This is a genomic window from Stenotrophomonas ginsengisoli (genome assembly GCF_001431485.1).
Classification (GTDB): Bacteria; Pseudomonadota; Gammaproteobacteria; order Xanthomonadales; family Xanthomonadaceae; genus Stenotrophomonas; species Stenotrophomonas ginsengisoli.
In genome coordinates this window covers 120,664-133,421 of the sequence record NZ_LDJM01000021.1, presented here as the reverse complement: position 1 = coordinate 133,421, position 12,758 = coordinate 120,664, and the positions used below count along the sequence as shown (strand labels likewise).

Here is a 12,758-nt window from a genome sequence, read left to right as displayed (position 1 = left end):
GCCCAACCATCGGCACTGCCGCTGGATGGCCAGGATGGTTACAAGGAATACAACCGTTGCCGGTGCGTCTGCCGGCCGCTATCCCTCCAAGGAGTTCTGCTTGAACAAGACCCTGCTCAGCCTGGCAACCGGCCTGGCGCTGGCCGTTTCCGGCCCGCTGGCCGCCCATGACACCACCCGCGATTGCCTGGACGATGCCTGCACCATCAGCAGCCTGTTTGCTGCCGATGACCAGGGCGGCGCCAGCGCCGGTGGCCCGATCGCCGCCCAGCGCATGGGCAGCTGGGGCATCGACACCGCCGGCATGGACACCAGCGTCAAGCCGGGCGATGACTTCTTCGCCTATGTCAGTGGCAAGTGGGCCGTAAACACCCCGATCCCGTCGGACAAGTCCTCCTACGGCGCCTTCATGATCCTGCGCGACCTGTCCGAGGCCCGCGTGCACCAGCAGCTGGAAGGCTATGCGCTGGGCAACCCGGCTACCGATGGCGATGCGGCCAAGATCGCCGCCCTGTACCGCGGCTTCCTGGACGAGGCCGCCATCGAGGCGGCCGGTGCCACCCCGCTGGTACCGACCCTGGCCGCGATCGGTGCTGCCGGTGACAAGACCGCCATTGCCGGCCTGATGGGCAAGCGCAACACCTCCTTCGGCGTCACCCTGTTCGGCGTGTCGGTCTCCGATGACCAGCGCGATCCGGACCGCTACACCCTGTACATGGGCCAGTCCGGCCTGGGCCTGGGCGACCGTGCCATGTACGTGGACGAGAAGTTTGCCCCGCAGCGCGAGCGCTACCTGGCCTATGTGACCCAGATGCTGGAGCTGGGCGGCTGGAATGACCCGGCCGGCAATGCGGCCAAGGTGCTGGCTTTTGAAACCGAGATCGCCAGCGCCCACTGGACCCGTGCCGAAAGCCGCAACCGCGACAAGACCTACAACCCGGTGACCCGCGCCGAACTGGCCGCGCAGGCCCCGGATTTTGCCTGGGACACCTTCTTTGATGCTGCTGGCGTCGGCCAGGCCCAGCGCGTGGTGCTGCGTCAGGCCTCGGCCATCCCGGCCATGGCCCAGGCCTTTGCCAAGGCGGACCTGGATACCCTGAAGGCCTGGCAGGCCTTCCACGCCATCGACGATGCCGCACCGCTGCTGTCCAAGGCCTTCGTTGATGCCGAGTTCGATTTCCGCGCCAAGTTCCTGGCCGGCCAGCCCGAGCCCAAGCCGCGCTGGAAGCATGCGGTCGGCTATGCCGAAGGCATCATGGGCGAGGCCATCGGCCGCGATTACGTCACCCAGTACTTCCCGGCCGATGCCAAGGCCAAGATGGACGCCCTGGTCGCCAACGTGAAGGTGGCCATGGGCGAGCGCCTGAAGCAGCTGGAGTGGATGAGCCCGGCCACCCGCGCCGAGGCCGCCGACAAGCTGGCCGGCTTCGGCCTGAAGATCGGCCACCCGGATCAGTGGCGTGACTACAGCGCGCTGGAAGTGCGCAACGGCGACATCACCGGCAATGCCCTGCGCGCCCGTGCTTTCGAGTGGGATTACCGCCGCGCGCGCCTGGGCCAGCAGGTGGACAAGAACGAGTGGGGCATGACCCCGCAGACGGTCAACGCCTACTACAACTCGGTCAAGAACGAGATCGTGTTCCCGGCCGCCATCCTGCAGCCGCCGTTCTTCGACCCGGATGCCGATCCGGCCGTCAACTACGGTGGCATCGGCGGCGTGATCGGCCACGAGATCATCCACGGCTTCGACGACCAGGGCCGCAAGTCCGACGGCAAGGGTTTCCTGCGTGACTGGTGGACGGCCGAGGATGCGGCCAAGTTCGAGGCCCAGGCCGCCAAGCTGGGTGCCCAGTACGAGGCCTTCGAGTTCCCGCAGCTGCCGGGCATGCACATCAATTCGCGCGTGGCCATGGGCGAGAACATCGGCGACCTCGGTGGCCTGACCATCGCCCTGGAAGCCTACCGCCGCTCGCTGGACGGCAAGCCGGCCCCGGTGATCGACGGTTTCAGCGGCGAGCAGCGTCTGTTCATGGGCTGGGCCCAGGTCTGGCGCACCCTGTGGCGTGACGAGGCCCTGCGCCAGCAGCTGGTCAACGGCACCCACTCGCCGGGCCACATCCGTGCCTTCGCCCCGCTGCGCAACATCGATGGCTGGTACGACGCCTTCGGCATCAAGCAGGGTGACAAGCACTACATCGCACCGGAAGACCGCGTGCGCATCTGGTAAGCGTCCGCGCCCGTGCCAGTACAACGCCCCGGCCATCGGCCGGGGCGTTGTCGTTTGCGGTGCAGGCCAGGGGAGGTCGGGCCATCAGCGCCCGGCGCTGCGTGGTCGCAGCGCAGCGCATCCAGGTCTGGCGCGATGGCTCTGGCTCAGCGTGCACGGGCTACCATGGCGCGATGACCTTCCCCAAGCCCCCCTTGTGGACGCGCAGCTTCGCCCTGGCCTGCGCGGCCAACTTCCTGCTCGGCATTTCCTTCTATGTGCTGATGCCCACCCTGCCGTTCTACCTGATGGACGAGCTGGGCGTGGACGAAGCCATTGCCGGCGGCATCCTGGCCAGTTACGTGATCGCCGCGCTGCTGGTGCGCCCGTTCTCCGGTTTCATTGTCGAGCGCTTCAACGCCAAGCATGCCTACATCGCCGCCTTGGCGGCCTATGTGCTGTGCACGGCCGGTTACCTGCTGGCGGCCTCGGTGATGGGCTTTGTGTTCGTGCGCATCGGCATCGGCCTGACCTTTGCCATCCTGTCCACCGCGTCCAACACCCAGGCGATCGACATCATCCCCAGCCAGCGCCGTGGCGAGGGCATCGGCTATTTCGGCCTGATGAGCTCGCTGGCCATGGCCATGGGGCCGATGGCCGGGCTGTGGCTGATGGACCATTTCCCGTTTGCCCTGATCTTCGATGCGGCCATCGTCGCCGGCCTCGGCGGCCTGGTCCTGGCCAGCTTCGTGCATGCCCCGCGCAAGTCGCGGGTGGTGCAGTCGGCGGTGCTGTCGCTGGACCGCTTCCTGCTGGTGCGCGGCATTCCGCTGGCCTGCAACCTGGCCGTGATCGGCCTGGCCTACGGCATGCTGCTGGCCTTTGCCGCCGTCTACGGGCAGCGGGTGGGAGCGCAGAGCACCGGCCTGTTCTTCACCCTGATGGCCATCGGCATGATGGCCGCGCGTACCTTCTCCGGCCGCCTGGTCGATGGCGGGCATGTGGTGGCGGTGGTCAATGGCGGCACCGTGTCCATCGTGCTGGGCCTGGGCACGATGGTGCTGCTGCCCGGCGCGGCCAGTTTCTACATCACCGGGGTGTTCATCGGTGCCGGCTTCGGCGTGGTCTATCCGGCCTACCAGACCCTGATCGTCAACCTGGGCAGCAACGCCCAGCGTGCCACCGCGGTGGCGACCTATTTCACCGCGCTGGATGTGGGTATCGGCCTGGGCATGGTGCTGGCCGGGGTGGTGGCCGCCCGGGTGGGCATGAACGTGGCCTTTGCCGGCGGCGCGGTGCTGGTGTTGCTGGCCGGGCTGCTGTTTGCCCTGGTGTTTGCCCCCCGCCTGGCACGACCGGCGCAATGAACCCTCAAGTTTGCTGGCGCGCGGCCGATCACACGGCGTAAGGCGCACACAGGCTGGGGGAGTGGTACATGGCGATGGTGGTAGCGGGGATTGTGCTGGTGGTGGTGTTGATTGCCGGCCTGGTCAGGCTGCGGCAGCAACAGGCTGTCCCGGTGCAGTCGCGCACGCGGGCAGGCATGCCCAGCCTGCCGGAAGAGCAGGAACAGGCCCAGGCACTGGCCCAGCAGCTGGGGCAGAGCGATGAGGCACTGCTGTGGTCGGCACTGGACAGCGCCGGCCAGCCGCTGCCGCTGGCCGTGGTCGATGGCCCGGCCGTGGCCCAGGCCCGGGCCCGGCTGCAGGCCGGGGCCCTGTCCGGGCAGGCCCTGCCGCGCCGGCCGCAATTGCTGCCGCAGCTGATGGTGGCCCTGAACGATCCGGGCAGCACGGCCAGCAAGCTGGCCGGCATCATCGGCCAGGACCCGGTGCTGGCGGCCACCTTGATGCGCATTGCCAACAGTGCCGCCCACCGCCGCCGCCTGCAGCCGCTGGAAAGCCTGGAGCGGGTGGTGGTCAAGGTCGGCCAGGAGGGCCTGGAACGGCTGCTGTCCTCGGCCCTGGTGCAACCGGTGCTGGCCCTGGAAGAACGCGAGCTGCGTGGCTTTGCCTCGACCCTGTGGCGACATGGCCGCCTGGCCAGTGCCGCGGCGGCCGACCATGCGCGCATCGTCGAACGCATCGACCCGCTGCCCTTGCAGCTGGGCTCGCTGTTGCCGGCGCTGTCCTGCCTGCTGGTGCTGCGCGCGCTGCCCGCGCTGGCCGACCAGCCGCTCACCGCGGCCGAACGCCTGCAGTTGCTGATGACCAGCCAGTACGCGGTCGCGGCGGAGATCTCGCACCGCTGGGAGCTGCCCGACAACCTGGCCCAGGCTCTGGAAGGCACGCCGGGGCAGATGCATGCCTGCCTGCATTTCGGCCGGCGCATGGCCTGGGCCTGGATGCAGGTGGAGGATGGCCTGATCGATGCCGAGCAGGCCCGTCAGGCGTTGGCGGCCCATGCCAGTGCGCATGCGGTGGACTGGGTCTGGCAGCGCCTGAGCGTGATCCAGGAAAACAGCTGAGTCGCCGCCAGCGGCAGCGGCTTGACGGCAGTCCATCCGGCGTTGCACCGTGGCCCGGTGAGGGCTGGCCGTTGCCGGCTCCCGACAACGGAAGCTGGCGATGGACTGGTCGCATTACCGTAGTCACACCTTCGACGAGCTGATCGATGCCGACGGCCAGGCCCGGCCGGCCGCGCGCCGCCTGGTCGATTACCTGGGCAGCCTGGATGCGGCCGAGCTGGAGCGCCGGCGCCAGGCAGCCGACCTGCTGGCACGCCAGCAGGGCATCACCTTCACCGTGTATTCGGACGGCGGCAATGTCGACCGCACCCTGCCGTTCGACCTGGTGCCACGGGTCATCGACCGCCGCGAATGGCAGCGCACCGAGGCCGGCCTGCGCCAGCGCATGCAGGCGCTGAACCTGTTCATCGGTGACATCTACGGGGCCCAGCGCATCGTCCGCGACGGGGTGTTCCCGGCCGAGCTGCTGGCCGCTTCGGTCAATTTCCGTCAGCAATGCATAGGCATCGCCCCGCCGCTGGGGGTGTGGGCCCACATCTGTGGCTCGGACCTGGTGCGTGATGCCGACGGCACCCTGTACGCGCTGGAGGACAACCTGCGCATTCCGTCCGGGGTGTCCTACATGCTGGAAAACCGCGCGCTGGCCAAGCGCGTGTTTCCCGAGCTGTTCCAGACCGGGGCCATCCTGCCGGTGGATGACTACCCGCACCAGCTCTACGACACCCTGGCCGCGCTGAGCCCGCGTCCGGGCGACAGCCCGGTGATCGTGCTGCTGACCCCGGGCATGTACAACAGCGCCTATTTCGAGCACATGTACCTGGCCCGGGCCATGGGCGTGGAGCTGGTGGAAGGCAGCGACCTGTTCGTGGCCGAGGACGACTGCACCTACATGCGCACCGTGTACGGCCCGCGCCGGGTGGATGTGGTCTACCGGCGGGTGGATGACCTGTTCCTGGACCCGGAAGTGTTCCATCCGCACTCCACCCTGGGCGTGCGCGGCATCATCCGTTCCTGGCGTGCCGGCAAGGTGGCCCTGGCCAATGCGCCCGGCGCCGGGGTGGCCGATGACAAGGTCGTGTTTGCCTATGTGCCGAAGATGATCCGCTACTACCTGGGGCAGGAGCCGCTGCTGCCCAACGTGCCCAGCTACCTGTGCCATGATCCGGCCGACCGTGCTTACGTGCTGGACCATCTGGACCAGCTGGTGGTCAAGCCGGCCAATGAATCCGGTGGCTACGGCATGCTGATCGGGCCGCGCTCCACCGCGGCCGAGCGCGAGACCTTCCGTGGCTTGATCCAGGCCGACCCGCGCAACTACGTGGCCCAGCCGACCCTGTCGCTGTCCACCGCGCCGATCGTCACCGAGGCCGGCTTCTCGCCGCGCCATCTGGACCTGCGCCCGTTCGTGCTGTCGCGCCAGGACATCCACGTCACCACCGGTGGCCTGACCCGGGTGGCGATGAGCGAAGGCTCGCTGGTGGTCAATTCCTCCCAGGGCGGCGGGGCCAAGGACACCTGGGTGGTGGACATGGACGAGGAGGGCGCCTGATGCTGTCGCGTGTTGCCGACAACCTGTACTGGTTCAGCCGGTATCTGCGCCGGGTGGAGAACACTGCGCGCCTGCTCGGCGCCTGCAGCCAGCTGCGTCTGGACCTGCCGCGTCAGGTCACCTTCGACCTGATGCCAATCCTGAGAACGCTGTCCGTGGATGCGCTGTTTGTGCAGCAGCACGGCAGCGAGGCGCAGTACTCGCAGTCGCAGATCATGGCGTTTTCGGTGCTGTCGCTGGAGAACCCGTCCTCGCTGCGCAGCTCGTTCCACAATGCCCGCAGCGTGCTGCGCAGCATCCGCGACGTGATGCCGCAGGCAATCTGGGACACGGTCAATGACATGCACCAGCTGCTGGAAGGGCAGGGGGCACAGATGCTCGAACGCGGGCGCGAGGGTGACCTGTTCGCGCGCATCGTAGACGACGGCCTGAAGCTGTCCGGCCTGCTCAATGCCAATGTCAGCCGTGACATCGGCTTCCAGTTCCTGCGTCTGGGTGCCAGCCTGGAGCAGGCCGACATGACCAGCCGGATCATCGATGCCGGTGCCTCCGGGCTGATCCGTGCCCGCCACGGCGACGAGCTGGAGAAGGCCTACCGCTCGCTGCAGTGGGCCGCGGTGCTCAGCTCGCTGGCCGGGATGCAGATGTTCCGCCGCCACATGCGGCGCCAGGTCAGCGCCGAGGCCGCACTGAGCTTCCTGCTGCAGGACAACGATTTCCCGCGCTCGGTGTATTTCTGCCTCAGCCGCCTGCTGTCGGTGGTGCCACGCCTGCCGCATGCGCCGGCAGTGGAGCGCCAGGCGCACCGGGTGGTGGGCCTGGTGCGCAATGCCGATCCGGTCTGGCAGGCGGCCAACAACCCGGCCCTGCTGATGGACGAGATCCAGCTGCATGTGGCCGCGCTGGACCAGGCCATCGCCGAAGGCTACTTCCGCCAGTAGGCCAGCGGCGGCTTACTGCTGGCTCTGCCCGGTCGCGCCCCAGGGGTTCATGCTGTGCATCGGCGGCGGCACCGGCGGCAGGCTGGTGTCGCCGGCCGGACGCGCAGGTTCCCAGTCAAAGCGCGGCAGGTCACGCACCGCATTGGCCAGGCGCTGGCCCCATTCATCGCGGACCCGGGCCAGCAGCGGGGTGTCATCGTACAGACGCTGCTGGTGGCTCACGCGCAGATCGCCGGCGCCGATGATGGCCAGGTCGATCGGTGCCCCCACCGACAGGTTGGAGCGGATGGTCGAATCCAGCGACACCAGGGCGCAGCGTGCGGCATCGCCCAGGCTCATGCGGTTGGTCAGCATGCGGTCCAGGATCGGCTTGCCGTACTTGACCTCGCCGATCTGCAGGTAGGGCGTTTCCGGCGAGGCGGCGATGGCGTTGCCCAGCGGGTAGATCATGTACAGGCCCGGGCGTTCGCCGGCAATCTGCCCGCCCAGGATCAGGGTGGACTGCACGCTGACCCCGGCATTGGCGGCATCGGCGCTGACCCGGCTCTGGCTGGCGGCCAGCACTTCACCGATGTATTCGGCGGCTTGGTAGAGGTGGCTGAACGTGCGCAGTGACGGCCGGCCATCGTTGGCATCCATGTCGTGCTGCAGGCGCGAGATGGTCAGCTGGGTGGTGGCCAGGTTGCCGGCTGACATCACCACGAACACGCGCTCGCCCTCGATCTGGAAGGTGTGCATCTTGCGGTGGCTGCGCACATCGTCAAACGAGGCGCTGGTCCGCGTGTCCGAGGCCAGCACCAGCCCGTCGCCCACTTCAATGCCAACGCAGTAAGTCATCGTCGTGCCTGTCGATCCTGTTGCCCGGAGTGTGCCAGATTGCCCGCTTGTTGGCCGGCAAACGGCTCACAGCTGTGATTCGATCGGCAGCAGGCCCAGCAGCCCGACCCAGGCCCGCAGCCACCAGCGCGTGTCCGGCTCATGGTGGTAGCGCTGGCCATCGCCGTCGGTCCACTGCAGCTTGCCCTGGCCATCCAGGCTGACCTGGTAGCTGCGGTCCGGATGGGCCAGAAAATCGAATTCACGCTGCAGGCGCGCGCCCAGGGCGTCATCGTCAAACAGCACCCCCATCTCGGTGTTGAGGTTGGCCGAGCGCGGGTCCAGGTTGAACGAGCCGACAAACCCGCGCCGGCCATCGACCAGATAGGCCTTGGTGTGCAGGCTGGCACCGCTGGAACCCAGTGGCAGGACGATGCCGCTGCGCGGGCCACGCCGCTTGAGCTCGTACACGGTGGTGCCGGCGGCCACCAGCGGTTTGCGGTAGCTGTTCCAGCCGCTGTGCACGGCGGCCACGTCGGTGGCAGCCAGCGAGTTGGTGACCACCTCGATGGCCACCCCCTGCCTGCGCATGGCGATCATGCGCTCGCTGCCGTTGCGGCCGGGAACGAAATACGGCGAGATCAGCTGCATCTGCCGCCTGCTGCTGCCAAGGTCGGCGACAATGGCCTGCACCAGCCAGTCATCGCGTTGGGCCTTGCGGTGTTTGAGTGGTGGGTCGGAGAGCACGCGCACGCTGTCTGACCACTGGATCACATGGTCCTGGCGCAGGGTCGGCTCGGCCAGGCGCTGCCCGATCCGGGCCAGGTAGGGCGCGGCCTGGGTCAGCTGGCTTTCCATGTCCACGGTCTGGAGCAGCGCATCGAGCTGCTGCCGGGTATGCGGGTTGAGCGCGGCAATGGGCACCACCGCCTGGCTGTTCCAGTAGTCATCGAAGATGGCGCTGGCCTGGCCCACCGACGGCCCGAGCAGCAACAGGTCCAGGTCGCGGAAATTGACGTCTTCGCGGGCGTCGAAATACTCCGCACCGATGTTGCGGCCGCCGATGATGGCCACCTGGTTGTCGGCGATCCAGGCCTTGTTGTGCATGCGGTGGTTGATCGAGAACACCCGCTGCACCATCTCCACCAGACGCCACAGGCCGCCGCGGTTGCGGAACGGGTTGTACAGCCGCACCTCGATGTTGGGATGGGCATCGATGGCCGCCATCGCCGGGTCGAAGCCATGCATGTTCAGGTCATCGAGCAGCAGGCGCACGCGCACCCCGCGTTCGGCCGCCTGGTACAGCTCGTGGGCCATCAGGTGGCCGGGGATGTCGTCCTTCCAGATGTAATACATCACATCCAGGCTGCGCCCGGCGCGCTGGGAAATCACACTGCGCGCGGCGAAGGCATCCAGGCCATCGCTGAGCCAGAGCACGCCGCTTTGTCCGGGATGGGCCTGCAGCAGCGGCGCGGCCTCTCGGTCCAGCGTGGTGGGATCGCCGGCCACCGGCAGGGCGTGGGAGGGCTGGCCGCTGGCGGCCGGGGTCAGGCGGTCGGCCAGCAGCAGGCCACTGCCGATCAGCAACAACAGCACCAGGGGAATGATCCACATCAGGCGTCGCAGGTGCAGTTTTCTCATGCCGCGATACTAAACCGGTTGGGCGGCGATCGTGGCCGGGATGGCTGCGGTTCCTTTGCCCGGGGCAAGTTGGCATCATTTGCAGATGAAATCATTCTGGCAATCCCCGGCCGTGCGGATGGGGCTTTCAATCTCGGTGGCCACCGGCCTGTACGGCCTGTCCTTCGGTGCCCTGTCGGTGGCGGCGGGGCTGGATTTCTGGCAGACCATGGCGTTGAGCCTGCTGATGTACACCGGTGGCTCGCAGTTTGCCTTTGTCGGTGTGCTGGCCGGCGGCGGGGCACCGGCCTCGGCGCTGGGCGCGGCCAGCCTGCTGGGGGTGCGCAATGCGATCTACGGCATGCAGCTCAATGCCCTGCTGCGCCCGGCCGGCTGGCTCAAGCCGCTGGCCGCGCAGCTGACCATTGATGAATCCACCGCCACGGCAACTGCCCAGGCCGATGCCGGCGAACAACGGCGTGGCTTCTGGACCGCCGCCATCGGTGTGTTCGTGGTCTGGAACCTGTGCACCGCACTGGGTGCCTGGGCCGGCAATGCGCTGGGTGATCCGCGTCAGTTCGGCCTGGATGGCGCCGCCGTGGCTGCCTTCCTTGCCCTGCTCTGGCCGCGTCTGCGCCAGCGCCAGGCCGGCGCATTGGCGGTGGTGTGTGCGTTGGTGACGGTGCTGGCCATTCCGCTGGTGCCGCCGGGCCTGCCGATCCTGATCGCCGCGCTGGTGGCTGCCGGCTGGGGCCTGTGGTCGCAGGGGAAGCGCTGATGGAAGGCTTGTGGCCGTGGTTGTTGCTGGGCGGGCTGCTGGCCTTTGTGACCAAGCTGGGTGGTTACCTGGTGCCGGCGCACTGGCTGGAAAAGCCGGCGGTGGCGGCGGCTGCCGGGCGTCTGACCATCGGCCTGCTGGCGGCGCTGACGGTGATGAACACCGTGGCCAGTGGCCAGCAGCTGGTGCTGGATGCACGCATCGGCGCACTGCTGGTGGCGGCCCTGGCGCTGTGGGCACGCCTGCCGTTCCTGCTGGTGGTGGTGCTGGGCGCGGCCGCAGCGGCGGCCCTGCGCTGGGCCGGGATCGGCTGAGGCCGGCCCAGGCTGCGCTGGAGCCATCAGTGGCTCAGAAGCGGGTACCGGCCGCCAGGTAGTGCCATTGCCCGGCCGGCAGCTTGCTCAGGCCGACCTGGCCGATGCGCAGGCGGCGCATCGCTTCCACTGCCAGGCCGTTTTCCTGGCAGGCATGGCGCAACACCGCCGGGTCCAGGCGCTTGCCGACCACGCGCAGGCGCTGCTCGCTCTGCCAGCTGATCTTCACTGCCTGCGCGCCACGCAGGGCAGCCTGGATCTTGCCGATGGTCCAGGTGCTGGCCTGGCCGCTGACATCCACCAGATATTCGTGTTCGACCTCCAGCCCGTGGCTGGCCAGGTGGGACAGCACGCGGCCGTCCTGGCTGACGATGACCAGGCCGCTGGCATAGGGCGGCAGCGGCAGGGCCACCTGCAGGTGCTGGAAATGGCGCTGCAGACGGCGCACGCCGGAGGGGTCATCGCTGCGCTGTGATTCCGGGCGCACCGCCTCGGCCAGCGCGTCCACCGCCATCCCGGCCGGCTGGTGCAGCACCATGGTGGCCATTTCCACCTTCTGCTGCTCGGCGTTGTCATCCACCGCCACCTGCTGCTGCGCACTGACCTGGGCCTGCGGCTGTTCGACCACCTGCCCATCCACCCGCACCCAGCCGTTCTCGATCCACTGCCGGGCCTGGCCACGGGCGCAGTCCAGCTGGCGGGCAAGGCGCTTGTCCAGGCGTTCGGTGGTGTCGGTCATGGTGGTGGCTTTCGTGCTGCGGGGCCGGGGAGTGTAGTGCGCCGGCGCTGCGATGGGGGATTTCAGCTGTCGGCGCGCTGCTGGTCCAGATGGGTCAGGTACAGGCGCAGGTCGAACTCGAGCTGGTGGTAATCGGCGCTGATGTGCCGGCACAGCGCATAGAAGGCCTTGTTGTGGTCGGCTTCGCGGATATGCGCCAGCTCGTGGGCGGCAATCATTTCCAGAAACGGCGCCGGCGCATCGCGGAACACGCTGGCAATGCGGATCTCGCGGCTGGCCTTGAGCTTGCCGCCGTGGTTGCGCGAGATGGCCGTGTGGGTGCCCAGGGCGTGTTTGACCACCTGCAGCTTGCCGTCATAGATGACCTTTGCCAGCGGCGGGGCCGAGCGCAGGTAGCGGTTTTTCATCTCCTGCACGTAGTCATACAGCTGGCCGTCGTTGCGCACGGCATGTGGCTCGGGATAGCGCTTTTGCAGGTACTCGGCCAGACGGCCACCATCGATCAGCTGGCGGACCTGGTCCAGGACATGCGGCGGGTAGCCATTGAGGTAGGTCAGGGGTGTGGACATCGGCGTTTGGTTCAAGCGCGGGCAGTGGTGCGCTGGCTATCATAGGCGCCAGATCCAACGAGGTAGGCATCATGGCCAAGGCCAATGCATTGCAGGCCCAGCTGCTCAAGGCCGGGCTGGTGAAGAAATCCCAGGTGTCGCAGGTGGCCAACCAACAGGCCAAGGCGCGCACCGACAAGCACGACGCCAAGGCCGCAGCGCTGGCCGCCGAGGCTGAAACCGCCCGCATCGAGGCGGAAAAGGCGCGTGCCGAGAAGGTCGAGCGTGACCGCCAGATTGCCGCCGAGCGCAATGCGCAGCGGCGTGCCGGTGAACTGCGCGCGCAGGCGCGGCAGATCATTGCCGACAAGAAGGTGGCCGCCAAGGGCGAGGCCGAATACCGCTTCAACGACGGCGAGGTGGTGCGCACCCTGCTGATGAGCGAGGCGCTGCGCCAGCAGGTGATCGATGCCGCCCTGGTGATCGCCCGTGATGGCGAGGGCTTTGCCTTGTTGCCGCGCGCGGCGGCGGTGCAGGTGCGCGAGCGTGCGGCCGAGCTGATCGTGCTGGACAACGCCGGCCGTGATTATGTGGAGCCGTCCACCGGCAATGCCGAGGATGATGCCTACTACGCCCAGTTCCAGGTGCCTGATGACCTGATGTGGTGAGTGGCGTCGCCACCAGTGCGATAAGGCCGTTCAATCGCTGCGATTGAGCGGCCTTTTGCATAGGGTTTTCCTATTTCAAACATGTGAACAAACGATTTCCCAGCCGTGGTCG

12 protein-coding genes are annotated in these 12,758 nt (G+C 67.8%); 8 read left to right on the top strand and 4 right to left on the bottom strand.

Annotated features, from left to right (window positions below):
- Positions 1-100: 100 nt before the first annotated feature.
- From ABB30_RS09100 to ABB30_RS09080, 5 genes are all read left to right on the top strand, one after another.
- A complete protein-coding gene (locus ABB30_RS09100) occupies positions 101-2,227 on the top strand; it encodes a M13 family metallopeptidase (RefSeq protein ID WP_057637982.1) in 2,127 nt (708 codons plus the stop codon).
- A 173-nt stretch (positions 2,228-2,400) separates the two neighbouring features.
- Positions 2,401-3,573: an MFS transporter gene (locus ABB30_RS09095; protein WP_083489780.1), complete on the top strand. Its 1,173-nt coding sequence runs from the start codon at positions 2,401-2,403 to the stop codon at positions 3,571-3,573.
- Between the two features lie 68 nt (positions 3,574-3,641).
- Positions 3,642-4,673 carry an HDOD domain-containing protein gene (locus tag ABB30_RS09090; RefSeq protein ID WP_152980666.1) on the top strand — a complete coding sequence of 344 codons (1,032 nt, stop codon included), beginning with the start codon at positions 3,642-3,644 and terminating at the stop codon, positions 4,671-4,673.
- Between the two features lie 100 nt (positions 4,674-4,773).
- Positions 4,774-6,222, top strand: coding sequence for a circularly permuted type 2 ATP-grasp protein (locus ABB30_RS09085; RefSeq protein ID WP_057637979.1), 1,449 nt, complete (start codon positions 4,774-4,776; stop codon positions 6,220-6,222).
- Positions 6,222-7,163, top strand: coding sequence for an alpha-E domain-containing protein (locus ABB30_RS09080; protein WP_057637978.1), 942 nt, complete (start codon positions 6,222-6,224; stop codon positions 7,161-7,163). Before ABB30_RS09085 ends, ABB30_RS09080 begins: the two co-directional genes overlap by 1 nt.
- A gap of 12 nt (positions 7,164-7,175) precedes the next feature.
- Here the strand turns inward: ABB30_RS09080 and ABB30_RS09075 are convergent, their stop codons facing one another.
- Positions 7,176-8,000 (bottom strand): proteasome-type protease, encoded by an 825-nt coding sequence (locus ABB30_RS09075; protein WP_057637977.1) that lies wholly within the window; start codon positions 7,998-8,000, stop codon positions 7,176-7,178.
- A 66-nt stretch (positions 8,001-8,066) separates the two neighbouring features.
- Positions 8,067-9,620, bottom strand: a complete 1,554-nt coding sequence (locus ABB30_RS09070) for a phospholipase D family protein (protein WP_057637976.1) — start codon at positions 9,618-9,620, stop codon at positions 8,067-8,069.
- A gap of 85 nt (positions 9,621-9,705) precedes the next feature.
- Between ABB30_RS09070 and ABB30_RS09065 the strand changes: the two genes are divergently transcribed.
- Positions 9,706-10,377 carry an AzlC family ABC transporter permease gene (locus ABB30_RS09065; RefSeq protein WP_083489779.1) on the top strand — a complete coding sequence of 224 codons (672 nt, stop codon included), beginning with the start codon at positions 9,706-9,708 and terminating at the stop codon, positions 10,375-10,377.
- Positions 10,377-10,691 carry an AzlD domain-containing protein gene (locus ABB30_RS09060; protein ID WP_057637975.1) on the top strand — a complete coding sequence of 105 codons (315 nt, stop codon included), beginning with the start codon at positions 10,377-10,379 and terminating at the stop codon, positions 10,689-10,691. The genes ABB30_RS09065 and ABB30_RS09060 overlap by 1 nt, the downstream gene beginning before the upstream one ends.
- A 34-nt stretch (positions 10,692-10,725) precedes the next feature.
- On the opposite strand, the gene ABB30_RS09055 is transcribed toward ABB30_RS09060, so the two are convergent.
- Both ABB30_RS09055 and ABB30_RS09050 read right to left on the bottom strand, forming a co-directional pair.
- Complete coding sequence (locus ABB30_RS09055; RefSeq protein ID WP_057637974.1) at positions 10,726-11,430, bottom strand: RNA pseudouridine synthase; 705 nt, start codon at positions 11,428-11,430, stop codon at positions 10,726-10,728.
- 62 nt (positions 11,431-11,492) lie between these two features.
- Entirely contained in the window at positions 11,493-11,999 is a 507-nt protein-coding gene (locus ABB30_RS09050; RefSeq protein WP_057637973.1) for a M48 family metallopeptidase, read from the bottom strand.
- A 71-nt stretch (positions 12,000-12,070) separates the two neighbouring features.
- Here ABB30_RS09050 and ABB30_RS09045 point away from each other — a divergent pair, with 71 nt between their 5' ends.
- A complete protein-coding gene (locus ABB30_RS09045) occupies positions 12,071-12,646 on the top strand; it encodes a DUF2058 domain-containing protein (RefSeq protein ID WP_057637972.1) in 576 nt (191 codons plus the stop codon).
- The last annotated feature ends 112 nt before the right edge of the window (positions 12,647-12,758 follow it).

Bases quoted from the DNA above. Each gene is read 5' to 3' on its own strand.
- ABB30_RS09045 (WP_057637972.1), top strand. From the start codon at position 12,071: ATGGCCAAGGCCAATGCATTGCAGGCCCAGCTGCTCAAGGCCGGGCTG.
- ABB30_RS09090 (WP_152980666.1), top strand. From the start codon at position 3,642: ATGGCGATGGTGGTAGCGGGGATTGTGCTGGTGGTGGTGTTGATTGCC.
- ABB30_RS09085 (WP_057637979.1), top strand. From the start codon at position 4,774: ATGGACTGGTCGCATTACCGTAGTCACACCTTCGACGAGCTGATCGAT.
- ABB30_RS09055 (WP_057637974.1), bottom strand. From the start codon at position 11,430: ATGACCGACACCACCGAACGCCTGGACAAGCGCCTTGCCCGCCAGCTG.
- ABB30_RS09095 (WP_083489780.1), top strand. From the start codon at position 2,401: ATGACCTTCCCCAAGCCCCCCTTGTGGACGCGCAGCTTCGCCCTGGCC.
- ABB30_RS09080 (WP_057637978.1), top strand. From the start codon at position 6,222: ATGCTGTCGCGTGTTGCCGACAACCTGTACTGGTTCAGCCGGTATCTG.
- ABB30_RS09070 (WP_057637976.1), bottom strand. From the start codon at position 9,620: ATGAGAAAACTGCACCTGCGACGCCTGATGTGGATCATTCCCCTGGTG.
- ABB30_RS09075 (WP_057637977.1), bottom strand. From the start codon at position 8,000: ATGACTTACTGCGTTGGCATTGAAGTGGGCGACGGGCTGGTGCTGGCC.
- ABB30_RS09060 (WP_057637975.1), top strand. From the start codon at position 10,377: ATGGAAGGCTTGTGGCCGTGGTTGTTGCTGGGCGGGCTGCTGGCCTTT.
- ABB30_RS09065 (WP_083489779.1), top strand. From the start codon at position 9,706: ATGAAATCATTCTGGCAATCCCCGGCCGTGCGGATGGGGCTTTCAATC.
- ABB30_RS09050 (WP_057637973.1), bottom strand. From the start codon at position 11,999: ATGTCCACACCCCTGACCTACCTCAATGGCTACCCGCCGCATGTCCTG.